Annotated in this window: 21 protein-coding genes and 1 pseudogene; 8 read left to right on the top strand and 14 right to left on the bottom strand. The window is 74.6% G+C overall.

The annotated features are described in order from the left end of the window. Nucleotides 1–74 precede the first annotated feature (74 nt). The 8 genes and pseudogenes from OP86_RS00190 to OP86_RS00155 all read right to left on the bottom strand — a co-directional run bounded on the left by OP86_RS00190 (nucleotide 75) and on the right by OP86_RS00155 (nucleotide 9,369). Complete coding sequence (locus OP86_RS00190) at nucleotides 75–1,088, bottom strand: hypothetical protein (protein ID WP_030254482.1); 1,014 nt, start codon at nucleotides 1,086–1,088, stop codon at nucleotides 75–77. A 168-nt stretch (nucleotides 1,089–1,256) separates the two neighbouring features. Further along, nucleotides 1,257–1,913 (bottom strand): annotated as a pseudogene (locus OP86_RS00185) (GTP-binding protein); the annotation flags it as partial. Then, nucleotides 1,894–2,238, bottom strand: coding sequence for a DUF742 domain-containing protein (locus OP86_RS34410; protein ID WP_051829515.1), 345 nt, complete (start codon nucleotides 2,236–2,238; stop codon nucleotides 1,894–1,896). The pseudogene OP86_RS00185 and the gene OP86_RS34410, both read right to left, overlap by 20 nt. A gap of 125 nt (nucleotides 2,239–2,363) precedes the next feature. Then, nucleotides 2,364–2,774 (bottom strand): roadblock/LC7 domain-containing protein, encoded by a 411-nt coding sequence (locus OP86_RS00175; protein WP_030056332.1) that lies wholly within the window; start codon nucleotides 2,772–2,774, stop codon nucleotides 2,364–2,366. Beyond that, nucleotides 2,771–5,641, bottom strand: a complete 2,871-nt coding sequence (locus OP86_RS00170; RefSeq protein ID WP_106973294.1) for a sensor histidine kinase — start codon at nucleotides 5,639–5,641, stop codon at nucleotides 2,771–2,773. The genes OP86_RS00175 and OP86_RS00170 overlap by 4 nt, the downstream gene beginning before the upstream one ends. Next, nucleotides 5,631–6,485, bottom strand: coding sequence for an MHYT domain-containing protein (locus OP86_RS00165; protein ID WP_078588324.1), 855 nt, complete (start codon nucleotides 6,483–6,485; stop codon nucleotides 5,631–5,633). Before OP86_RS00165 ends, OP86_RS00170 begins: the two co-directional genes overlap by 11 nt. A gap of 377 nt (nucleotides 6,486–6,862) precedes the next feature. Beyond that, complete coding sequence (locus OP86_RS00160) at nucleotides 6,863–8,227, bottom strand: cytochrome P450 (protein ID WP_030056328.1); 1,365 nt, start codon at nucleotides 8,225–8,227, stop codon at nucleotides 6,863–6,865. A gap of 74 nt (nucleotides 8,228–8,301) precedes the next feature. Further along, entirely contained in the window at nucleotides 8,302–9,369 is a 1,068-nt protein-coding gene (locus OP86_RS00155) for an RNA ligase (ATP) (protein WP_030056327.1), read from the bottom strand. A 386-nt stretch (nucleotides 9,370–9,755) separates the two neighbouring features. On the opposite strand from OP86_RS00155, the gene modA reads away from it, so the two are divergent. The 3 genes from modA (at nucleotide 9,756) to OP86_RS00140 (ending at nucleotide 12,682) form a co-directional block, all read left to right on the top strand. Continuing rightward, entirely contained in the window at nucleotides 9,756–10,616 is an 861-nt protein-coding gene (gene modA / locus OP86_RS00150) for a molybdate ABC transporter substrate-binding protein (protein WP_030056326.1), read from the top strand. Nucleotides 10,617–10,741: 125 nt separating this feature from the next. Next, on the top strand, nucleotides 10,742–11,548 hold the full coding sequence (locus tag OP86_RS00145; protein WP_030056325.1) for an ABC transporter permease: 807 nt from the start codon (nucleotides 10,742–10,744) through the stop codon (nucleotides 11,546–11,548). A gap of 57 nt (nucleotides 11,549–11,605) precedes the next feature. Beyond that, nucleotides 11,606–12,682, top strand: a complete 1,077-nt coding sequence (locus OP86_RS00140) for an ABC transporter ATP-binding protein (RefSeq protein ID WP_030056324.1) — start codon at nucleotides 11,606–11,608, stop codon at nucleotides 12,680–12,682. Nucleotides 12,683–12,779: 97 nt separating this feature from the next. On the opposite strand, the gene OP86_RS00135 is transcribed toward OP86_RS00140, so the two are convergent. Next, on the bottom strand, nucleotides 12,780–13,439 hold the full coding sequence (locus OP86_RS00135; protein ID WP_030056323.1) for a response regulator: 660 nt from the start codon (nucleotides 13,437–13,439) through the stop codon (nucleotides 12,780–12,782). A gap of 44 nt (nucleotides 13,440–13,483) precedes the next feature. Further along, the gene (locus tag OP86_RS00130) at nucleotides 13,484–14,734 is read right to left on the bottom strand and encodes a sensor histidine kinase (RefSeq protein WP_234434728.1); all 1,251 of its coding nucleotides are present in this window, start codon (nucleotides 14,732–14,734) and stop codon (nucleotides 13,484–13,486) included. Between the two features lie 265 nt (nucleotides 14,735–14,999). Here OP86_RS00130 and OP86_RS00125 point away from each other — a divergent pair, with 265 nt between their 5' ends. From OP86_RS00125 to OP86_RS00115, 3 genes are read left to right on the top strand one after another with little or no spacing between them, the layout of a single operon-like run. Beyond that, complete coding sequence (locus OP86_RS00125; RefSeq protein ID WP_030056321.1) at nucleotides 15,000–15,917, top strand: ABC transporter ATP-binding protein; 918 nt, start codon at nucleotides 15,000–15,002, stop codon at nucleotides 15,915–15,917. Further along, nucleotides 15,914–16,660 carry an ABC transporter permease gene (locus tag OP86_RS33185; protein WP_030056320.1) on the top strand — a complete coding sequence of 249 codons (747 nt, stop codon included), beginning with the start codon at nucleotides 15,914–15,916 and terminating at the stop codon, nucleotides 16,658–16,660. Before OP86_RS00125 ends, OP86_RS33185 begins: the two co-directional genes overlap by 4 nt. A gap of 29 nt (nucleotides 16,661–16,689) precedes the next feature. Next, a complete protein-coding gene (locus tag OP86_RS00115; RefSeq protein ID WP_030254502.1) occupies nucleotides 16,690–17,439 on the top strand; it encodes an ABC transporter permease in 750 nt (249 codons plus the stop codon). Nucleotides 17,440–17,573: 134 nt separating this feature from the next. On the opposite strand, the gene OP86_RS00110 is transcribed toward OP86_RS00115, so the two are convergent. Together OP86_RS00110 and OP86_RS33180 are read right to left on the bottom strand one after the other, a co-directional pair. Further along, nucleotides 17,574–18,398 carry an aminoacyl-tRNA hydrolase gene (locus tag OP86_RS00110; protein ID WP_051829489.1) on the bottom strand — a complete coding sequence of 275 codons (825 nt, stop codon included), beginning with the start codon at nucleotides 18,396–18,398 and terminating at the stop codon, nucleotides 17,574–17,576. A 107-nt stretch (nucleotides 18,399–18,505) separates the two neighbouring features. Continuing rightward, on the bottom strand, nucleotides 18,506–19,435 hold the full coding sequence (locus OP86_RS33180) for a hypothetical protein (protein WP_051863555.1): 930 nt from the start codon (nucleotides 19,433–19,435) through the stop codon (nucleotides 18,506–18,508). Nucleotides 19,436–19,559: 124 nt separating this feature from the next. On the opposite strand from OP86_RS33180, the gene OP86_RS00100 reads away from it, so the two are divergent. Both OP86_RS00100 and OP86_RS00095 read left to right on the top strand, forming a co-directional pair. After that, nucleotides 19,560–19,931: a YbjQ family protein gene (locus tag OP86_RS00100; protein ID WP_030056316.1), complete on the top strand. Its 372-nt coding sequence runs from the start codon at nucleotides 19,560–19,562 to the stop codon at nucleotides 19,929–19,931. A gap of 41 nt (nucleotides 19,932–19,972) precedes the next feature. Beyond that, the gene (locus OP86_RS00095; protein WP_030056315.1) at nucleotides 19,973–21,097 is read left to right on the top strand and encodes an NAD(P)-binding domain-containing protein; all 1,125 of its coding nucleotides are present in this window, start codon (nucleotides 19,973–19,975) and stop codon (nucleotides 21,095–21,097) included. A gap of 98 nt (nucleotides 21,098–21,195) precedes the next feature. On the opposite strand, the gene paaE is transcribed toward OP86_RS00095, so the two are convergent. Next, nucleotides 21,196–22,362, bottom strand: a complete 1,167-nt coding sequence (gene paaE / locus OP86_RS00090; RefSeq protein WP_051829487.1) for a 1,2-phenylacetyl-CoA epoxidase subunit PaaE — start codon at nucleotides 22,360–22,362, stop codon at nucleotides 21,196–21,198. Then, nucleotides 22,363–22,953 (bottom strand): 1,2-phenylacetyl-CoA epoxidase subunit PaaD, encoded by a 591-nt coding sequence (gene paaD / locus OP86_RS00085; protein WP_267883096.1) that lies wholly within the window; start codon nucleotides 22,951–22,953, stop codon nucleotides 22,363–22,365. Between the last annotated feature and the right edge of the window lie 16 nt (nucleotides 22,954–22,969).

Below are 22,969 nucleotides of genomic sequence, written 5' to 3'. Positions count from 1 at the left end.
TCCGTTCCCCGGCCCGCCAGCCACCTCGCGGGGCCCCTCGACCGTCACAGCCCAGGCCGTCACGACTCCGGCCGTCACAGCTCCTGGGAGCCGCTGACCGCCCAGGCCACCCCGCTCGCCGGGTCCTCCAGCGCGAGGTGCAGGTGGTGCAGCCCGGCGGCCGGCTCGTGCCAGGTGAAGCACCGCATCCGGTCCACCAGCGCGTTCACCTCGCCCAGCTCCAACCCGTCCGACCCGTCCGACCCGCTCAACCCGTCCCGCCCGTCCGCCCCGGCCATCGCGGCCAGCGCCCGCCACAGCCGCAACCGCCCGTGCGCACAGCCCTGCGTCCGGCCCACGGCGGCGGCGCGCACCAGCGCCGGGTAGGCGAGCGCGAACGGCAGGTACCCGCCGACCACCCGTCGGCCCCGCGCCAGCAGGGCGGCCGCCAACGGGGCCTGGCCGCGGACACAGACCACCTGCGCCCAGGGAGCGAGCGCGCCCAGCTCGTCCAGCGCCCGGGCGACCCGCTGCCCGTCGGGCCGCCCGTCCGTCCGCACCACCGGCGCCGGCAGCTCCACCTCGCCCAGGCCCTCCCGGCTGGCCGGCAGGGTCAGCAGCGCAGCGCGCGCGCCCCCGCCGGGCAGGTACTCGCGCACCCGCGCCGCCTCCTCCCAGCCCGCCGCCTCCCACGGCTCCAGCCGCAGCGGCACGCCCTCGGGGTCTGGCTCGGCCCCGTACGACAGGTCCTCGCCGAGCAGCACCCGGGTGTGCGCGACCAGGCGGCGCACCGGGGCGGGGCCGAGCAGCGGGGCCAGCCGCAGCCAGGAGTGCCGGGTCGCCAGGACCTCCCAGAGCGGACCGGCGTCATGGTCGGCCACCCCCGCGACCGTCCCCTCGCCGCCGTCCCGGTCGAACAGCCGGACGGCCAGCTCGGGCGGCGCCGCATAGGCGATCAGGTGACCGAGCGGCGCGGTCAGGGCCGCCGCGGTCTCCTCCCCCGCCTCGGCCACGGCGGCCGCCCGGCCCTGCCGGTAGGCGGCGAGCAGCTCGTGCCAGCGGCCGTCCTCGGCCAGGGCACGCAGGCGGCGGTCCTCGTACGCGATCACGATTCGCAGCGTACGGGCCGGGGCGGCGCATCAGCTGACTTGCCGTCAGCTCGGTGCGTCGGAGCCGCCCGCCTCCCGACAGCTCCCCTCAGGCGATACGCCGAGCCCCGCTGACGCTCGCGTTCGAGGACGGCGCGCAGCCGCCCGTGGGCGCGGCGCCGGCCCCGCGAGCAGCCGGGCGGCGTGCACCCGGCCCGCGTGTTCGACCAGGTTGATCAGCACCTCCTTGCCCGACGACCGGCGCCGCGCGTCGCAGAGCAGCACGGGCGTACCGGCGTCGAGGTCCAGAGCGCGGGCGACCTCCTCCGGCCCGAACTCCCGAGTCCCGGCGAAGCGGTTCACCGCGACCACGAACGGGATGCCCCGATGCTCGAAGAAGTCGACGGCCGGGAAGCAGCCGGTCAGACGACGGGTGTCGGCGAGCACCACGGCACCGAGCGCGCCCTGCGCCAACTCGTCCCAGAGGAACCAGAACCGGTCCTGCCCCGGGGTGCCGAAGAGGTAGACCGCCAGGCCCTCGCGGATGGTGATCCGGCCGAAGTCCATCGCCACCGTGGTGGTGGTCTTGCGCCCCACGCCGTCGAGGTCGTCCACCCCGCGCCCGGCCTCGGTCAGCCGCTCCTCCGTGCGCAGCGGGCGGATCTCGCTGACCGCGCCGACCAACGTCGTCTTGCCGACCCCGAAACCGCCCGCCACCAGGATCTTGAGCGCGAGCACACCGCCGTCGGGGTCCTCCGCCGCGACGGTCCCGGAGGAGTCGAACGGAGCGGACGGATGGGACGCGTAGGGCAGGTGGGACAGGTGGTCAGAGTGCGCGGAGTCCATGGATGACCTCCTGGAGGATGCGCTCGTCGGGGAGCAGGGCGGGCGGGACGGGACGGCTGACCCGGATGAGCCCGGCCGCCAGCAGGTCGCCGAGCAGCACCCGTACGACGCCCACCGGCAGGTCGAGGTCGGCGGCGAGCTCGGCCACGGACAGCGGGGTGCCCCGGCACAGCGTGAGGATGCGGGCCTGTTCCGGGCCGACCGGCGGCTCGGGCGCGTCCGGGGCGAGTGCCGGATCGGGCAGGTCGCAGACGACCACGGCGATCAGGTCGAACCGCTCACCGGCCCCGGTGCGCCCCCGGGTCATGGTGTACGGACGGACCAGCGGGCCGGCCTCGTCGTCGTACCAGCGCGCCCGCTGGGCGGCGGCGAGCGGGTTGCGGGGTAGCCGACCGGACTCTGCCCGTGGGCCTTCCGGGGGCCGTTCCCGGGACGGATGGGGCACCGGGCTCACCAGCCGTCCACTGCCCGCGGTGGGGCATTCAGGTGTTCCCCGACCCGGCGGACGAGTCGGGCCATCTCGTAGGCGATCAGTCCGAGGTCGCCCCGGGCGGTGGCGAACACGGCCAGGCAGGTACCCTCCCCGGCCGCCGCGACCAGCAGGTAGCCACCCTCCAACTCGACCATGGTCTGGCGGACTTCGCCCGCGTCGAAGTGCCGCCCGGCGCCCTTGGCCAGGCTGTGGAAACCGGAGGCGACGGCCGCCAGGTGGTCACCGTCCTCGCGTGCCAGACCAGCGGAGGTGCCCATGGCCAGGCCGTCGGCGGAGAGCATCACGGCGAAGCGGACCTCGGGGGCGCGCTGGACCAGCTCGTCGAGGAGCCAGTTCAGCTCCCCCGCGCGGTGGGTGGTGCCGATCACGGACGCTCTCCTTCAGGTCGGGGCGAGGACGGGGAGTGGTGCGGTTGCGGCGGCTGCGGGTGGTCGGCCGGTCGCCCGTGCCACCCGGTCCTCGCGTACGGGCTCCCGCCGGGGTGGAGGCCTCCCTCGCGGTCGAGGCCTCCCTCGCGGCGGAGGCCGAGACCGCGCGCCCACCCCTGCTGGAAGGCAGCCATCGCCGCACGCGCCTCCTCGGGGCTACGGCTCGCGGGGCCGCCCGTACCGGATCCGGGGGCCGGTCGGCCCGGGGCCTCGCGCAGTTGCGGCACGAGGCTCGCCTGACGGGTCCGACGCGGCAACTCCTCCGGGCTGCCGTCGAGTTGGCTGCCACCGGGCATCCACCCGGAGTCCGGATCCGGTGCCTGATCCGGTGCGGTGTCCGATGCGAGGTCCGGTGCGGTGTCCGGTGCGGGGCCCGGCACCGCCTCCCGGCCCGTGCGGTACGGCTTAGGCGGCCCGGACTGCGGACGGCGGGCGGCACCCGGGCCCCCGTCCGCAGCCGGGCCGTCCGCCCGGGCACCGGAGGCCCGGAGCGGGGTACGGCGGGCCGGCCCGGGATCGCTCTCCCGGACGTTGAACGGCAGCAGCGCCCCACCATCCGGCGGCGGCCCACCCGCCGCCGGAAGTCCATCACTCTCCCCGTCCCACCGGTGCCCCTCGCCCTCGGGGGCGAACTCCCGCTCCGGACGGGACCGTTGAACCGATCCCCCGCCGGCCGACTCGGACGGTTCGGGCGGCTCGACCAGTTCGGGTGGCTCGACGTCCAACTCCGGTACGGGATCGAACCGTTGCTGCGAGTCATCCGCCACCCCGTCGGCCAGCAGCGAGGTGGGCAGCAGGACCACGGCGGTGGTGCCGCCGTACGCGGAGGTCACCAGCGAGACCCTGACGTCCTGCCGCCGGGCGAGCCGGCTGACCACGAACAGGCCGAGCCGGTCGCTGTCGAAGAGGCCGGCCTGATCGGCGGCGGCGATCCGGCGGTTGGCGGCGGCCAGCGCCTCCGGGCCCATGCCGAGGCCGCAGTCCTCGATCTCCAACGCGTAACCGTTGCCGACCCGTTCGCCCCGGATACGCACCCGGGTGTGCGGCGGGGAGAACCCGGTGGCGTTCTCGACCAGTTCGGCCACCAGGTGCGTGAGGTCCGCGACGGCGCGCCCGGCGACGGCAGCGCGCGGCAGCGGGTGCACCTCGACCCGGGCGTACTCCTCGACCTCCGAGACCGCCGAGCGCACCACATCCACCAGCGGGACGGGCTTGCGCCAGGCCCGGCCGGGGGCAGCACCGGAGAGGATGATCAGGCCCTCGGCGTGACGGCGCATCCGGGTGGTGAGGTGGTCGAGCCGGAACAGGTCGGCCAGCTCGGACGGGTCCTCGGTGCGGCGCTCCATCGCGTCCAGCAGGGTGAGTTGGCGGTGTACCAGCACCTGGCTGCGGCGCGCGAGGTTGACGAACACCCCGGAGACCCCGGACAGCACCTCGGCCCGTTCGACCGCCGCCGTGACGGCCGCCCGCTGGACGGTGCCCAGTGCCCGGTGGACCTGACCGATCTCGTCGCCGCGCTCCACCGGCCGCGGCGCCTCGGCCTCGATGTCCACCTCCTCCCCCGCACGCAACTTCCGGATGGTGTCCGGGAGTTTGCGACCGGCCAGCTCAAGTGCGGAGTTGCGCAGGCCGATCAGCTCGGTGACCAGGCCGCGCCCGATCTGCACCGAGATCACCAGCGAGGCCACCACGCCCAGCAGGCCGAGCAGCACCGCCGCCCCGGCCGGGGTGAACAACCCCAGGGCGTAGGGGTTTCGGCGCTCGGCGGCGATCCTCCCGGCCCGGTCCCCGACGGCCCGCAGGCCGCTCGCCACGTTCCCGGCGACCAGAGCCCACCGGTCCGCCGGCACCGCTGCGACGGCGGACCGTCCGTCCGGGGCCGTACGGACCTTCTCCTCGTACCCCGCCAACTCGCGGTGGTCCTGACCGCCGGTGACGACGAGCAGCGCCTCCCGGTCCGCGGGGCGAAGGTCGGCGGCGGAGCCCTGCTCGAACGCGCGCCGGGCGAAGGCCGCGCCGGAGAACTCGCGCAGCTGCTCGTCGCCGAGCGCCCCGGAGAGCTGGGCGGCGCGCAGCAGCGCGTCCTCGCGGGCCAACAGCTCGCGGGAGCGGGCCAGTTCGGACAGGGTCCGGGCGTCGGCGGCCACGCCGGGCTCCTCCAGCGAGGTGACGGCGCCGGCCGCGGCGAGCGCCCGGTCCACCGCCTCGCCGTACGCGGCGTACGCCTCGGGCCAGCCGACGCTCCTGGCCAGGGCGCGGCCGCGCAGCTCGGGCAGGGCGGCGAGGGCGGCAGCGAGGGCGTCCAGGCGAGTCGCGGCGTCGCCGCCGAGGCCCTGGGCGTCGGCGCGGTTGTAGCCCTGGTCGGGGTGCCTGGGGTCGGGGAACAGCGGGGTGACGGCCCGGTCGGTGGTGGCGACGGCCTCCCGCAGGGCGCTCTCCCGGGCGGCGGTGGGGGCGGTCGACGGGGTGGCCAGCAGCTGTCCGGCGGCAGCGCGCTCCGCCTGCAGCCCGGCCACCGTCTCGGCGACGGGGGTGAGCACGGTGCGCTGGGCATCGCGCTGGCGCAGCAGGCCCCAGACGTCCTGGGCGGCGGTCACGGTGGCGAAACCCCACAGGGCGATGACCGAGACGACCGGCACCATCAGCAGCGCGATGATCCGGGCCCGGACCGTCCGGGGGCGCAGCCCGCGGAGCCCGCGAGAACCGTGCAGCCCGCGCAGCCAGGGGCCGGGACGCGGTGGACGGGTGGGCGGGCCGGCATGGGCACCCCGGCGGCTGCCGGGGGCGGCATCGCGGTCATCTCGCATGGGTGAGGGGCATTTCGGAGGTAGGGACGTCGGAGTCCGCAGGGCCGGGCCCGGGGCGTACGGGCGGGATGGGGAACTCCTCGACGGACAGCTCACCCGCCTCCCGGTAGCCGGCCCGTTCCTGGGCGGCCGGGGAGAGCGCGACGAAGGCCGAGGCGAGGAAGAGGAAGGAGCCGAGGCCGACCGCGAGCGGGAAGACGAACTCCATCGGACCGGCTCCGTCGAGCCCGGTCCTGGCGGGCTCCAGCCGGACGTGGACGGCGGCCATGCCCGTGTAGTGCATGCAGCTGACGGCCAGGCCCATGGCCATCGCCACAGCCGCGGCCGCGTACACGTTGCGGACGGTGACGGCGGCCCAGAGCGCGGCGGTGGCGGCACCGACCGCGACCAGCACGGACAGCACGACCGTCCCGGCGTCGTAGCGCAGACCGCCGTGCATCCGTACGGCGGCCATGCCCAGGTAGTGCATCGCGGCGACGCCGAGGCCGGTGGTGACGCCGCCCGCCAGCAGAGCGAGGCCGCGGTGCCGGCCGTAGCAGACCACCGTCAGGCCGAGGCCGGTGACCAGGACCGCGACCACGAGGCTGAGGACGGTCAGCGGCACGTCGTAGCGCAGCTCGGTGCCGTCGACGGTGAAGCCGAACATGGCGACGAAGTGCATGGTCCAGATGCCGGAGCCGATCGCGGCGGCGGCGGCGGTGACCAGCCAGTTCCGCCGGGTGGCGCCGCTCACGACCAGACCGCGCAGCGTGCAGCGCAGCCCCAGGGCAGCCCCGGCGCAGGCCATCAGGTAGGAGAGGGCCGGGGTCAGCCAGCCGAGGCCGAGTTGGTTGAGGGTGCCCATGGGACCTCCGGTCGACCGGTCGGGCCCGGGGCGGTACGCGGTGCGCCCGGGCTCCCCGGGCCGGGCGGACTCCATGTGAGCGGCTCTGTCATATGCCAGCTACATGTGCGCTTCCGGCCTGGGGTGCGTGGGACGCTATCGAGGGGCCGGAAACTGTTACCCGAAGATCTGAAAAGCTGCCCGCGGGCGCGGGGCGATGTGTTCGAATGACCCGGTCCTGTGCCCGGACGGCAGGCGGCAGGCAGCAGGCAGCAGGCAGCAGGCAGCAGGCAGCGCACAACGAACAGCGGACAGACGACAGAGTTTGAAATCTGTCATCTGTCCGCTGAACTCTGAACGCTGAAACCTGTCAGCTGTCAGCTCTCAGCTGTCAGCTGTCAGCTGTCAGCCGTCACCCGGATCCGCATCGGGCTCGCCGCCCGCAGCGTGATCCCCTGGGCGAGCGCCACCCGCCCGTCCACCGCCTCCACGTCGAAGTCCCGCAGCAGCACCCCGAGGGTCAGCACCGCTTCCAGCATCGAGAAGTGCTGCCCGATGCACGCCCGCGGCCCGCCCCCGAACGGGAACCAGGCGTAGCGGTGCCGGGCCTTCTCCTCCTCCGGCAGGAAGCGGTCCGGGTCGAAGCGCTCCGGTTCCGCCCAGTGGTCGGGGTGCCGGTGGGTGACCAGCGGCGCCACCACGACCTGCGCACCCGCCGGGATGACGTACCCGTCGATGACCGTCTCGGCGACCGCCCGTCGGCCGACCAGCGACGCCGCCGGGTAGAGCCGCATCGCCTCCTTCAGCACCCGGGTGAGGTACGGCAGCGCCTCCAGGTCCGCCGCGGTCGGCGCCCGCCCGGCCAGGACGGTCCGCGCCTCCTCCCGGGCGAGTTTCCGGTGCCCGGGGTGCTTGGCCAGCAGGTGGAGCGCGAAGGACAGCGAGGTCGCCGTGGTCTCGTGCCCGGCGAGCAGGAACACCAGGACCTGGTCCCGGAGTTCGGCCGGATCCAGCCGCTCGCCGTTCTCCCCGCGGGCCCGCCCGAGGAGCGTGAGCAGGTCGTCCGCGTCCTCGTCGCCGCCCCCGCGCGTGGCCCGGTCGGCGATGATCCGGTCGCAGACCTCGTACAGCGCCCGCTGCGCCTCCAGGCCGCGCCGGTTGCCCGGGGTCGGCCAGGTGCGCGGGATGCGGACCGGGGAGAACCCGCGCTCCTTGATGTACTCGCCGAGCACCGGGAAGCTGCGGTTGACCACCGCCACCGCCTCCTCGACGTCCGCGCCGAAGAGGATCCGCGCGACCGTCCGCAGCGCGAACCGCGACATCTCCTCCGCCGCGTCCACCACCCCGCCCGGCACCGCCCGCCAGCGCTCGGCGAGCGAGTCCACCTCCTGGGCGATCGCGGCCGCGTAGCCGTCCACCCGGCGGCGGGTGAACAGCGGCTGGACCAGCCGGCGCTGGCGCTGGTAGTCGTCGTCCTGGCTGGTCAGCAGCCCGTTGCCGACGCTGGTCCGCAGCTCGTCGTAGAAGGCGTTCTCCTTACGGAAGTTGGCCGCCTCGCCGCCCAGCACCTGCTGGACGCCCTCCGGGGAGAACACCGCGTAGAAGTCGGCCCGCAGTCCGGGCGGGCCGGCCTGGAACCGCACCACGTCCCCGTGGTCGCGACGGGCCGCGAGGTAGGTGCGCAGTGGGCGGCGAGTGAGGTCGAACAGCGATCCGACCAGCGGATTGCCGGCCGGTCCGGGTATCGCGGTTTCGGTGGCCATGGACGACTCCTTCTGCACAGGGATGCGCACCGCCAACTCTACTGACGGGTAGTCATCGTCGGAAGCAGTTCGTCCTACTCGTACTCGGTGCCGCCCTTGCGCGTCAGGTAGGCGTCGCTGACCACCTTGGCGATCGCCCGCCCGCCGAGCACCGGGCTCCAGCGCTCGGTCACCGGCCGCACCACCACGCCCTCGCGCAGGTGGAGTTCGCGCCCGGAGAGGGCCTCCTTGCCCTTGGCGTGCCCCAGCACGGTCTCCGGGTCGAACGGCCCGCGCCACAGTTCGGGCACCAACGGCAGTTCGCCGTCCAGCAGTTCGGCCGCGGACAGCCAGCTCAGCCGCCCGTCCACGACGGCCGACACGTCGAACGCCGCGTAGCCGGGCCGCTCGGTGCGCGCGGAGGCACCGTAGCTCAGGTCCTGCACGCCCTCGCCGAAGACCTCGCCGAAGATGCCGATCCGCTCGGCGCCGAGGCGCTCCGCCAGCCGGGCCGCCACCGCCGGCATGTCGTACGCGCGCACCGCCCGCCAGTACAGGTTGCGCTCGTCCTCGACCAGCGCCAGCCCCTGCGCGCCGATCCCCTTGGACGACACCTGTACCTCGCCCGTGGCGGCGGTGTACGTCACGAGGCAGCAACTGCCGTGCAGCTTCTCGGTCAGCACGACGGGCTCGCCCGGCTCGAAGACGTCGGGGTAGCGCTTGAGGTTCTCGATGTCGACCCAGGGCAGCAGGTCCGGGGCGCTGACGGCGACGCCGCTCATCGACGTCGGCACCGGCGGCTGCCACTTGACCACCCCGAGCAGTTCCGCGAAGTCCACGCCGTGGTCGGCCGCGGCGGCCAGGTCGGTGTCGGCGAGCGCGGCGGGCCGGCAGACGATGCCCTGGGACAGCTCGCCGCGCAGCCGTACCGCCTTCACCCGGTTCGCCCGGGAGCCGGCCAGCTTGCCGGTCAGGCCCAGCTCCTCGATCAACTCCTCGGGGAGGACGGACTGTTCGGGGATGTAGACGGCGTGGTCTCCGGTCCGGTACACGCCTTTCGCGACCACCGCCCGGTAGAGGCCGACCTGGGCGAGCTCCAGAGCATCGGCGTTCGGGTGCTCCAGGACGGTCAGCTTCTCGGCGGTGACGCGCAGCGTGGACATGGGCGGACTCCTCCCCTTGGCTCGGCCGTGGCGGCGCACCTGCGCGGCCCGGCCGGGTGTACGGACGGGCCCCACTCTGGCCGCTCGGCCGTCCCCGGCGCGAAGCATTTTCCGCACGCCCCCCACGGCCCGCGCCCCGCCACGGCCCGCGCCCCCCACGACCCGCGCCCCACCACCCGCAGATTCGCCGTAGCCGCAGCTTCGGCCGCCCCTCCAGGCCCGTTTGAGCCATCCCACAGCAGGCCCGAGGCCCATGGCAGCCCCCGCCTGTGCGAAGCGACAGAGGATTTATCGCTCGCATTTGCGGCACTATGATCGCCGTAATGCCCGCACCTGCGGCAAGCTCCCGCGCCCCTTCCGGCGCGCACCCCGGAGGGGAAGCACCGATGAGCACCCGAACCACCGGCACCACCCGCAGATTCGCCGTCGCCGCCGCTGCGGCCCTCGCCCTCAGCCTCGGGGTCACCGCCTGTGGCAGCGACGGCGGCAAGTCCTCCGGTTCCACGGCCTCGAACGCGCCCGCCTCCCCGAACGCCTCCGCCCCCGCAGGCGGCAGCGGCGTCCCGAAGGTCGGTGGCACGATCACCGTCTTCGCCGCCGCCTCGCTCAAGGAGACCTTCACCGAGCTCGGCAAGAAGTTCGAGGCCGCCAACCCGGGTGCCAAGGTCACCTTCAACTTCGGCGGCAGCTCCAGCCTCGCGACCAGCATCAACTCCGGTGCCCCGGCGGACGTGTTCGCCGCCGCCAGCCCGGCCACCATGAAGACCGTGACGGACGCGGGCGGCGCGAGCGGCCAGCCGGCGACCTTCGTCAGGAACACGCTCACCATCGCCGTCCCCAAGGGCAACCCCAAGCACATCGCGGGCCTCAAGGACCTCACCGCCTCCGGGGTGAAGGTCGCGCTGTGCGCGAAGGAGGTGCCGTGCGGCGCCGCCGCCCAGACCGCGCTCAAGGCCGCCGGCCTCGACCTCACCCCGGTCACCCTGGAGCAGGACGTCAAGGGCGCGCTCACCAAGGTCGAACTCGGCGAGGTCGACGCCTCTCTGGTGTACAAGACCGATGTGCAGGCCGATGCTGCGAAGATCGACGGTGTGGACTTCCCCGAGGCCGCCAAGGCCGTGAACGACTACCCGATCGCCGCGCTCGCCAAGGCGCCGAACAAGGACGGCGCCGCCGCCTTCGTCGCGTACGTCGAGTCGCCCGAGGCCACGCAGGTGCTGACCGCGGCGGGCTTCCAGGCCCCGTGAGCGACCGCACCACCGGCTCCGACGACGACCGCGCAGCCGACCGCCCGACCGACCGCGCAGCCGACCGCCCGACCGACCGCGCAGCCGACCGCCCGACCGACGGGGCGGCGGGACCCACGAGGGTCCTGCCGCGCCGCCGGCCCCGCCCGCGGGCGCACCGCGTCCCGGTCACCCTGCTGCTCCCGGCGCTGCTCGGGCTGGCGTTCCTGATCCTGCCGCTGGTCGGCCTGCTGATCCGGGCGCCCTGGAGCGGCCTGTCCGAGCAGCTCACCAGCACCGCCGTCTGGGACGCGCTGCGCCTGTCGCTGATCAGCGCGACGGCGGCCACCGCGGTGTCGCTGGTCCTCGGCGTCCCGCTGGCCTGGCTGCTCGCCCGGACGGAGCTGCCGGGGCGACGGGTGATCCGGGCGCTGGTCACCCTGCCGCTGGTCCTGCCGCCGGTGGTCGGCGGTGTGGCGCTGCTGCTGGTGCTCGGTCGGCGCGGCATCGTCGGCTCCTGGCTGGACTCGGCCTTCGGCATCACCCTGCCGTTCACCACCACCGGCGTGGTGATCGCCGAGACCTTCGTGGCGATGCCGTTCCTGGTGATCAGCGTCGAGGGCGCGCTGCGGGCCGCCGACCCCCGCTTCGAGGAGGCGGCGGCGACCCTGGGCGCCTCCCGGCTGACCGCGTTCCGGCGGGTCACCCTGCCGATGATCGCCCCGGGGATCGCCGCCGGGGCCGTCCTCGCCTGGGCCCGAGCGCTCGGCGAGTTCGGCGCGACGATCACCTTCGCGGGTAACTTCCCCGGCCGTACCCAGACCATGCCGCTGGCCGTCTACCTGGCCATGGAGTCCGACCCGCAGGCCGCGATCGCGCTGTCGCTGGTACTGCTGGTGGTCTCCGTCGCGATGCTGGTCGGCCTGCGCGACCGCTGGCTGTCCACCCCGTGACCACCCCCCCAGCACCCTCTCCTCCGGCACCCCCTCGGACACCTGGACGCCGACCCGATGAGCACCGAGAACACCACCGGCCAGGCCCTCGACGCCCGACTGCGGGTCGACCGCCCCGCGTTCACCCTCGACCTCGCCCTCACCGCCGCCCCCGGCGAGGTGGTCGCCCTGCTCGGCCCCAACGGCGCCGGCAAGTCCACCGCTCTGCGCGCCCTCGCCGGGCTGCTGCCGCTCACCGGGGGCCACCTGCGCCTGGACGGCCGCCTCCTGGAAGCCCCGGAGCAGCGCGTGCACACCCCCGCCGAGGAGCGGCCGGTCGGCGTGGTGTTCCAGGACTACCTGCTGTTCCCGCACCTCAGCGCGCTCGACAACGTCGCCTTCGGCCCGCGGTGCCAGGGCCACCCCAAGCGCGCCGCCCGGGCCGAGGCGGCCACCTGGCTGGAGCGGATGGGCCTGGCCGACCACGCCGCGGTCCGCCCCGGCCGGCTCTCCGGCGGCCAGGCGCAGCGGGTGGCACTGGCCCGGGCGCTCGCCGTCCGCCCCCGGCTGCTCCTGCTGGACGAGCCGCTGGCCGCGCTGGACGCCCGCACCCGGCTCGACGTACGGGCCCAACTGCGCCGCCACCTGGCCGAGTTCGAGGCGGTGGCGGTGCTGGTGACGCACGACCCGCTGGACGCGATGGTGCTGGCCGACCGGCTGGTCGTGATCGAGCACGGGATCGAGGTGCAGTCCGGCAGCCCGGCGGAGGTCGCCCGGCGGCCGCGCACCGACTACATCGCCCGCCTGGTCGGGCTGAACCTGTACCAGGGCCGGGCCGAGGGCACGCAGGTCACGCTCCCGGACGGCACCGTCCTGGCCACCACCGAGGAGTTGGACGGGCCGGCGTTCGTCGCCTTCCCGCCCTCCGCCGTGACCCTCTACCGGGAGCGCCCGCAGTCCAGCGCGCGCAACCTGTGGAAGGCCGAGGTCACCGGCCTGGACCTGCACGGCGACCGGGTCCGCGCCGATTTGTCCGGCGACCTGCCGATGGCCGTCGACCTCACCCCGGCGGCCGTCGCGGAGCTGGAGCTGGCGCCCGGCGTCGCGGTCTGGGCCTCGGTCAAGGCCACCCAGACCCACGCCTACCCGGCCTGACTCCCCGCCCAACCGCCCGACCACCCGACGGTCCGACCGCCCGACCGTCCATCCGCCGACCACCCGACCGCCCGGCCGCCCACATCCTCGTCAGGGCCTACTCCGAAGGCTCGACGAACCCCGACTCGTATGCGGCGATCACCGCCTGGGTGCGGTCCCGCGCACCCAGCTTCGCCAGCACGCTGCTGACGTGCGTCTTCACCGTCTGCACGCCGAGGAACAGTTGCTCGGCGATCTCCCCGTTGCTGAGGCCGCGGGCGACCAGCCGCAGCACCTCCGCCTCGCGTTCGGTCAGCGCCGCCCGGTCCATGGCCGCGCGGGCGGTCGGGTTGCCGTGCCCGGCCGCCAGGCGGCGGATCGCGGCCGGGAACAGCAGCGACTCGCCCGCCGCCGCCAGCCGTACCGCGTGGGCGATCTCGGCCGGGCGGGAGCGCTTGAGCAGGAAGCCGTCGGCACCCGCGCGCAGCGCCTGGTAGACGTAGTCGTCGTTCTCGAAGGTGGTGACGACCAGGATCCGTGGCGGGCGCTCCCCCGGGGCGCCGGGGCGCAGCAGCTCGCGGGTGGCCGCCAGTCCGTCCATCACCGGCATCCGGACGTCCATCAGCACGACGTCCGGTCGCAGCTCGCGTGCCCGGGCGACCGCCTCCGCACCGTCGGCCGCCTCGCCGACCACCCGCAGGTCCCCCTGCGCCTCCAGGACAGCTCGCAGGCCGGCCCGGACCAGCTCCTCGTCGTCGGCGAGCAGGATGTCCGTCATGCCCGTCGCGCCCCTGGTCGGACCGTCCACCACAAGATCGTTCGTCACGAGCCCAAGCGTAGGGGCAGCCGCACGTTCAGCACCCACTCCCCGCTCCCGTCATCCGCCGCCCCCGCCGCCGCCTCCCCGCCGAGCAGCGTGGCGCGTTCGCGGATGCCGCGCAGGCCCTTGCCGCCCTTGCGCGCGCCGCCCGACGCCGGCCGCGTCCCGCCCGCCGGGGGCCGAACCCCGCCGCCGGGCAGCCGGTTGGCGCAACACAGCTCCAACTGCCCCGCCCGTACGGCGATCCGGACCTCGACGGGCTCGCCGGGCGCGTACTTGAGCGCGTTGGTGACACCCTCCTGGACGATCCGGTACGACTCGCGGGAGAGCACCCCGGGCAGCGCGCCGGCGGGCACCTCGATCCGCGCCTCGACCGGGCTGCCGGCCGCGCGGACGGTGTCGAACAGCGCGGGCAGCTGGTCGATGCCGGGCTGTTCGGTGGCCACGCCGTTCGCCCCGGCCGGGGTGTCGCGCAGCAGGACGAGGGTGCGTTCGAGGTCGTCCATGGCCTGCCGCCCGGTCTCCTCGATGACTTCGAGCGCCTTGGCGAGGAAGGCCGGGTCCCCGACCTCGCGGGCCGCCCCGGCCTGAAGGACCGTCACCGTCAGCGCGTGGCCGATCGAATCGTGCAGCTCGCGGGCCAACCGGTTGCGCTCCAGCAGCCGTTCGGCCCGCAGCTCCGCCTCCGCCAGCCGCTCCGCCGGGGACGGGCCCAGCAGCCGTACGGCCATGGCGAGTTGGAGTCGTCCGGCGTAGACCAGGAACCAGCCGAAGGCGAACGCGGCCGGCGGGGCGAACGGGAGGTACCGCAGCCCGTCCGGACCGACCAGCAGCCCGATGCCGGAGTTGAGACCGAGGGCCGTCGCGAACCCGACGACCGAACCGAGCGCGACCCGCCCGATCAGCCAGCCGGCCGTCCGCCGCCGGTCGGCCCAGGTCCGGGAGGGCTCGGTGGCGATGTCCTCCTCGCGGTCGGGCACCAGCAGCAGCCGCGCCTGCACGCCCTCGGCCCGCCGCGCCGCGGGGATCAGGGCGACCAGCGCCAGCAGCACGGAGTCCAGCACGATGCTCTCCGACAGGATCTCGCCGAGGCCGAGCCCGTACGTCCCGGGGTAGATCATCACCAACACGCCCACGAAGATCCACCCGACGATCAGGTGCAGCAGTCGCGCGTACGTGACACCGGCCACCAGCGGCGCGAACAACCTGGACAGCACCGCACCGGGTGCGGCGGCACCGGCGGGTCCGGACAACGCGGCCCCGGACAACGCAGCTCCGGGCACCGCGGCTCCGGGCACCGTATTCCTGCGCGCCGCGTTCCTGCGCGCCGTGATCTTGGGCATTGGGCCATCCTGCCAGGCCGGCGCGGCTCCCGGGATCCCGCGCCGGTCGCCGGCGGTCTCCCTCCCGGGAGGGAGGCGCTTCCCCGCCCCGGCGGGATCCGCCGGAGCGGGCCCCTCCGGTCGAATGGAGCCGTCAACGCAGTCCACCGACCGACGAGATGAGGGGAAGGCGACCGTGATCGAGATCCAGGGCCTGACCAAGGAGTACGACGACCGGCGCGCCGTCGACGACCTGTCCTTCGAGGTCCGACCCGGCGTGGTCACCGGCTTCCTCGGCCCGAACGGCGCCGGCAAGAGCACCACCATGCGCCTGGTCCTCGGCCTCGACCGCCCGACCGCCGGACGCGCCCTGGTCGGCGGCCGCCCGTACACCGAACTCGCCGACCCGCTACGCCAGGTCGGCGCGCTGCTGGACGCCCAGGCCCTGCACGGCGGGCGCACGGCGCACGGCCATCTGCGCTGGCTCGCCGCGAGCAACGGACTGCCGGCGCGCCGGGTCGACGAGGTGCTCGCCCAGGTCGGCCTCACCGAAGCGGCCGGGCGCCGGATCCGCAAGTTCTCGCTCGGCATGCGCCAGCGCCTCGGGGTGGCCGCCGCGCTGCTCGGAGACCCTCCGGTCCTGATGCTGGACGAGCCGGTGAACGGCCTGGACCCGGAGGGCATCCGGTGGATCCGCACCCTGCTGCGCGAACTGGCCGCCGAGGGACGGGCGGTGCTGGTCTCCTCCCACCTGATGACCGAAATGTCCCTCACCGCCGACCACTTGGTGGTGATCGGGCGCGGCCGGCTGCTCGCCGACGCCGCCACCTCCGAGTTCATCGACCGCCACGGCCGCACCCGGGTCCGGGTCCGGGCCGTCGACCCGACCAAACTCGCCGCCCTGCTCCGCGGCACCGGCCACGGCCTCGACGCCACCGAAGTCGACGGCGGCGCCTGGGAGGTGAGCGGCGCCGAGCCCGAGCGGATCGCCGCGCTCGCCGCCGCCAACGGCGTGGTGCTGTACGAGATCGCCGTGCAACAGGACTCGCTGGAGGACGCGTTCATGCGGATGACCGCCGACAGCGTCGAGTACCGGGCGGAGGCCACCGCATGAGCACCCCGACCCCCACCGTCAACGCCCTTCGCGCCGAACTGATCAAGCTCACCACCCTCCGCTCGCTCTGGATCACCCCGCTGCTCGCGCTCCTGCTCACCGCCGGGGTCACCACCCTCACCGGCGCGATCCTGAAGGGCGCGGATCACAATCTCATCGACGACCCCAGCGTCGGCGTCTTCTACGGGCTCAACTTCGGCCAGGCCGCGCTGGTGTGCTTCGGCATCCTGCTGATCGGCCAGGAGTTCAACACCCGCATGATCGACGTGTCGCTCACCGCCGTGCCGCTGCGCAGCCGGCTGTACGGCGCCAAGCTGGCGATGGGCGCGCTGGTCGGACTGCTGGTCGGCGGCCTCGGCACGGCGGGCGCCCTCGCCGGGTACGCGGCCAACGTCCCCGGCGCCTGGGACGGACCGGCCCTCGCCCGCAGCGTCATCGCCGGCGTGCTCTACCAGGTGCTGCTGGTGGTGCTCTGCCTCGGGGCGACCGCCCTGCTGGGCAACCTCACCGCCGCCATGGGACTGCTGGTCCCGACGGTCTTCCTGCTCTCGCCGCTGCTCAGCGGCGTACCCGGGGTCCGCCGGGTGGTCCAGTTCCTGCCCGACCGGGCCGGCCAGTACGCACTGCGGTACGTCGACGACCCGCAGGTCGACTACGGCCACTGGACCGGGCTGCTCATCCTGGTGCTCTGGACGGCCCTGGCGGCGTACGGCGGCCTGCGCGCCGTCCAGCGCACCAAGTAATCGTGCAAGAACGAAAGTTGGGAGAGACGATGAGCGGGACGGCTGCCGCCCTGCGCGCCGAGCGGGTCAAGTTCACCACGCTGCCCTCGCAGTGGGCGACCCCACTGGTCGCTCTGGCACTGACCGTCGGCGTCACCGCGGCCGTCAACGCCGCCTACGGGACGAAGGACCACACCCCCGGCGAGGACCCGACCGGCGGGATCTACTACGGGCTCAACTTCGGCCACGTCGCCGTGGCCTGCATCGGAATCCTGCTCATCGGGCAGGAGTTCAACACCCGCATGATCGGCGGCTCGCTCACCGCCGTCCCGCGCCGCGGCCGGCTGTACGGCGCCAAGCTCGCGCTCGGCGCCGGGCTGGGCCTGCTGCTCGGGCTGGCCTCCACGGCGGGGTCGTTCCTGACCGTCGGCGCCACCGTCGGCCTCGACCCGTCCACCCCGGGCCTGACCCGCAGCTTCCTGGCCGGCGTGCTGTACCACCCGATGCTGGTGCTGCTCTGCCTCGGACTGACCGCGATGCTGGGCAACCTCACCGCCGCGCTCGGCCTGCTGACCCCGATGCTCTTCCTCGGCACCACCTTGCTGTCCGCCATCCCCGGCGTCCGCGAGGCCGGCCAGTTCCTGCCCGACCGGGCCGGGCTGTACGCGATGCGCACCCAGCCCGAGCCTGGCGTCCACTACGGGCACTGGACCGGACTGCTGATCATGGCGGCTTGGGCGGCGCTCGCGGTCTGCGGCGGCTTGCGGGCGCTGCGACGGTACGAGGTTTCGGGTGGGTAGCCGATGACGAGCAACAGATGACGACTGACGGATGACGGGCAACAGATGACAGCGGACAGATTTCAAAATCTGTCCGCTGTCATCTGTTATCCGTTACCTGTTACCTGTCAGCCGTCACTCGTCCCCTGCGCCGGTCACCGCAGCGCCGGGTGCTCCGCGATCACCGTGCAGCTGCCCGGCGCGATCTCCGTGAAGCCCGCGTCCTGGACCACCGGCAGTCCGCTGCGGACGAGCTCCTCCCACGCCTCCGGCGAGGCCGTCCGCACGGCCAGCGCGAAGCCGGACTCGGCCCACTCCTTGCGCTCCGCCTCCTCCAGCCGCCACCACGCCAGCTGGGCGGCGTGCCCGGTCTGCGCCATCGTCTTGCCCGCGCTCATCTCCAGCTCCGGATTGAGCCACAGCACCGGCACCCCCGGCTCGGGCGCGCCGGCCTCGGCCGTCTCCTCCAGGTCCGTCCCGGAGACCTGCAGCTTGGCGAGCTCCTTCGGCCAGCCGTCCAGCGGAATCGGCGGGAACACCCGCACCTCCGCCTCCCGCCCCTGCACCGTGACCCCCGGCAGCTCGCCCGCCCGGCGCCACTCCCCGCCCCGGGCCCGGCGGACCACCTTGCGGATCCGGGCGTCCTCCCAGGCCGCGACCCGCTCCGCCCACTCGCCGTCCGCCTCGGTCACCCGCGGGTCGGCCAGCAGGGTCAGCACCGCCCGCGCCGACGTCTCCAGCGCGTCCGTCCGCCCGGGCGGGGTGGCCCGCTCCACCCGGACGACCAGCGGCAGCACGTACTGCGGTCGCGCGTCGCGCTCCTCGGCGGCCGGGGAGACGACGGCGCCGGAACCGGAACCGGCATCGGAGTCGGAGTCGGAACCGGTGCCGGAGCCGGGAGCAACGTCGGACGGAGAGGCGGAAGCCGGAGAAGCGGAAGCCGGGGAGACGGAAGCCGGGTCATCGAACGGAGAAGTCACCCGTCCAGCATGCCAGCCCCGCCCCGCCCGCCACCGACGGGGCCCGTCCGGCCGCAGCACCCCGACGCCCCGCGGACGCCCCGACGCCCCGACGCCCCGACGCCCGGTCAGCGCCGGTAGCCGCGCTGCGGGTCCCGCTCCTCCGCATCCTCGTACATCAGGAACCAGCCCTCGGGGTGGGTGGCCGCCAGCAGCATCTCCGTCCGCTGCTCCGCGGCCAGCTCCGGATCGCCCTCGTCCGGCCCGAAGACCCCGAACAGCTCGTCGTGGCAGCCGTCCCAGTCGTAGTCGTAGAGGTCGGCCGGAAGGTCGCCCATCATGTCCGCCACCGACTCGGGCTGCGCGCCGAGCAGCACCCGGGCGTCCACCAGGGCCATCCGCAGCGCGATCTCCTCGGCCAGGCAGCGCGGCAGCGGCCACTCGCCGAGCGCGAGGTCGTCGGCCAGGTCGTCGAAGGCCCGGGCCATCGTGCGGCGCCAGCCCCGGTGCATCCGCCAGGTGCGCTGGGGCAGCCGGGCGAAGACCGTCCAGTCCGTGTCCTCGCCGTCGACGACCGGCTCGTCCCCGTGCTCGTCGAGGTCGTCGTAGGCGGCGTCGGCGAGGCCGAGCAGCTGGGCGTGGAGGAGGCAGGCGGTGCGCGGGGTGAGCGTCCAGTCCGCGCCCGCGCCGCCGTCCTCGTCCTCGGACTCCAGCGGGAACAGGTCGGCGAAGTCCGGTGTGAAGTCCTCCGTGACGCTGATCTCCAGGGTGCCGCCGATCGCCTCGACGCCGGGGATCGCGGCCACCAGCCGGTCCGGGTGCAGCAGCGCGCCGAGCGCCGCGTTGGCGTCCTCGGCGACCTCGCGCAGCAGTTCGCGGCGCTGACCTGCCGGGTCGATGCCCTCGAAGTCCATTTCCTCTACGGCCCTGATCGCGGCCGCGCGCAGGGCCGGCCAGTCACTGATCCGCAGGCCCAGCACCACCGTCGCCTCGATCTCCTGCGCACCGGAGTCCTCCGCCGCGCCCGGCCCCTGTGGATGATCGCTTCGCTCGCCCATGGGGCTACGGTACGGCTTTTCGGCCGCCCGATCACCGGTCCGGACCAGCTTCCGGGCGCCTTCTCGGCCATCGCCCGGCCCGGCCTCGGTCACTCGGACGCACGACATTGGCAGGATGAGCCCCATGGCTGACATCAACGAGTACGGCGGCGGGCAGGGCCCGAACGCCGACGTCCTGGTCGTGACCACCAATGACATCCCCGGTTTCCGGGTCGACCACGTGATCGGCGAGGTCTTCGGGCTGACCGTCCGCAGCCGCCACATCGGCAGCCAGATCGGTGCCGGTCTGAAGTCGCTGATCGGCGGCGAGCTGCGCGGTCTGACGAAGACCCTGGTCGAGAGCCGCAACGAGGCGATGCAGCGGCTGGTCGAGCAGACCAAGGCGCGCGGCGGCAACGCCGTCCTGATGATGCGCTTCGACGTGACGGAGGCGGCCGACGTCGGCACCGAGGTCTGCGCCTACGGCACCGCCGCGGTGATCTCCCCGATCGCCTGAACGACGGGGAACAGTCACCTGGCCCCAGATGTTTCATCGGCGTGACTGTTTACGGTGCAACGAACAGCGCGCCGCAGCGCGTGGACGTCCTGGTGGTGGGCGCCGGGCAGGCGGGCCTGTCCGCCGCCTACCACCTGCGCCGCCGCGGCTTCGCCCCCTACCGGGAGGACGCCGACGGCGGCTTCGTCGTGCTCGACGCCGCTCCCGCGCCCGGCGGCGCCTGGGCGCACCGCTCCCCGTCGCTGCGGATGGCCACCGTGCACGGCTTCCACGACCTCCCGGACGCCGAACTCCCGCCGGCCGACCCCGAGGCCCCCGCCCGCGAGGTGGTGCCGGGGTACTTCGCGGCGTACGAGGCCCGGCACGCGCTCCCGGTCGTACGCCCCGTCGCGGTCCGCGCCGTACGCGCCGAGTCCGAGCACCCGGACTCCCGGCTGCTGGTCGAGACCGACCGCGGCACCTGGTCCACCCGCGCGCTGATCAACGCCACCGGCACCTGGACCCGCCCGTTCCTCCCGCACTACCCGGGCCACTACGCCGGCCGCCAGCTGCACTACGCCGACTACCGCGGCCCCGAGGAGTTCGCCGGCAAGCGCGTCGTGGTGGTGGGCGGCGGCGCCTCGGCGATCCAGGTGCTGTCGGAGGTGGCGGCGGTCGGCCGGACGGTCTGGGTCACCCGCTCCGAACCCGTCTACCACGACGGACCGTTCACCCCCGAGTACGGGCGCGCGGTGGTCGCCAAGGTCGAGGAGCGGGTCCGGCAGGGCCTGCCGGTGCGAAGCGTGGTGAGCGTGACCGGGCTCGGCCCGTCCGTCGCCTACCGGCGCGCCGAGGAGTTGGGCGCGCTGCACCGCCGGCCGATGTTCGACCGCCTCACCGAGCACGGGGTCGCCTGGGGCGACGAGGAGCTGGCGGTGGACGCGATCGTGTGGGCCACCGGCTTCCGGCCCGAGGTCGGCCACCTCGCCCCGCTCGGCCTGCGCTCCCCCGGCGGCGGCATCGCGCTCACCGGCACCCGGGCCACCGCCGATCCGCGCGTCCACCTGGTCGGCTACGGCCCCTCCGCCAGCACCGTCGGCGCCAACCGGGCCGGGCGTGCGGCCGTCAACAACCTGGTCAAGCTCCTCGGGGCCCCGGCGACGGCGCCCGTCCCCGCGATGCCGTAATCCCCTCCGGGCCAACCGCCCGGGCAAGCCGCAGGTCCCAGGCGGCTGGGCCGGTCCGGGAGCGGGGCGGCGGCGAGGGCGGTCACGGCCGGGGCGGCTCAGCGGTCGTAGTCGACGGTCACCCGGTCGGTGAGCGGCCGGGCCTGGCAGGTGAGGACGTAGCCGGCGGCCAGCTCCTTCTCCTCCAGCGCGAAGTTGCGGCGCATCTCCACCTCGCCCTCGGTGACCAGGGCACGGCAGGTGCCGCAGACCCCGCCCTTGCAGGCGAACGGCAGATCGGGGCGGGAGCGCTGGGCGCCGTCCAGGATCGAGCGGTCGCACGGCAGGGAGAGGGTGCTGCCGCGGCCGTCGAGGACGACGGTGACCTCGCTGCGCGCGCCGTGCGATGCGGCGTCGCCGTCCGACGCGGCGTCGCCGTCCGACGCGGCGTCGCGGTCCGTCCGGTCCCAGTCCTCGTCGCGCTCCGGGAGCGGCTCGTCCTCGGCGTGGAACAGCTCCTGGTGCACGCGCTCGCCCGGGACGTCCAGCTCGGCCAGGAGCTCCTTCGCCCCGGCGACCATTCCGAACGGGCCGCACAGCCACCAGTGCCCGACGCTCTCGACGTCCACCAGCGCCGCCAGCAGCGCCCGCACCCGCTCCGGGTCCAGGCGACCGCTGAGCAGTTCGGCGTCCCTGGTCTCCCGGGAGAGCACGTGGACCAGCTGGAAGCGGCCGAGGTAGCGGTCCTTGAGGTCCGCCAGCTCGTCCGCGAACATCACGGTGTCGCTGCGGCGGTTGCCGTAGAGCAGGGTCACGGTGGAGCGGCGGTCGGCGGCCAGCACGGAGCCGGCGATCGACAGCATCGGGGTGATGCCGGAGCCGGCCGCGAGCAGCACGTGGTCGGCCACGACGCCGAGTTCGGGGGTGAACAGGCCCGAGGGCGTCAGGACCTCCACCTCCTCGCCGGGCCGGGCCTCGCGGACCAGCCAGCGCGAGAACAGCCCGCCGGGCACCTCCCGGACGGCGATCCGCAGCGGGCCGCCGACGGGGGCGCAGATCGAGTACGAGCGGCGCTCGTCGGCACCGTCCACCAGCTTGCGCAGCGTCAGGGTCTGCCCGGGGCGGAAGGCGTACTCCTCCGCCAGCCCGTCCGGCACCGCGAAGGTCACCGCCACGGCGTCCTCGCAGAGCCGCTCCACCCGGTCGATCCGCAGCCGGTGGAAGGTGGGGCGGCGGGCGGGGCGGATGCCGGTGCCCTGGGTGTCGGCGGCGGAAGCGGCGGGCATTCAGATCTCCTTGACGCGTTCGAAGGGCTCCCGGCAGGCGCGGCAGCGCCAGAGCGCCTTGCAGGCGGTGGAACCGAAGCGGGACAGTTCCTCCGTCTCCGTGGCACCGCACTGCGGGCAGGGCACGGGGGGCGCTGCCCCGGGGCGGGCGGCAGCCCCGGCGTGCGACCCGGGCTCGGCGCGGGTCGGGCCGAGGATGAGCGGGACCGGTCCGGCCGACCCGACGGCGGAGGTCGGGCGCGGCGGGGCGATGCCGGCCTCGGCGAGCTTGCGGCGGCCCGACTCGGTGATCAGGTCGGTGGACCACGGCGGGTCCAGCCGCAGCCGCACCCGGACGTCCGGGTACCCGGCCGCGCGTAGCCGGCGGTCCACGTCGGCGGCCATCTCGGCGACGGCCGGGCAACCCGAGTAGGTCGGGGTCAGCCAGGCGGTGACCGCCCCGCTGCCGCCGTCCACGTCGACCCCGGACAGCACGCCCAGGTCGGCCAGGGTGAGCATGGGCAGCTCCGGGTCCGGGACGGCCGCGGCGACCGCCCAGGCCAGGTCGCGGGTGGTCGGGCCGACCGGCTCCGCGGCCGTGTCGCCCGCCACCGTGCCAGTCGCCACT

The sequence above is a fragment of the Streptomyces novaecaesareae genome, assembly GCF_000716875.1.
Lineage (GTDB): Bacteria > Actinomycetota > Actinomycetes > Streptomycetales > Streptomycetaceae > Kitasatospora > Kitasatospora novaecaesareae.
This window is presented reverse-complemented; position numbering and strand designations above follow the sequence as displayed.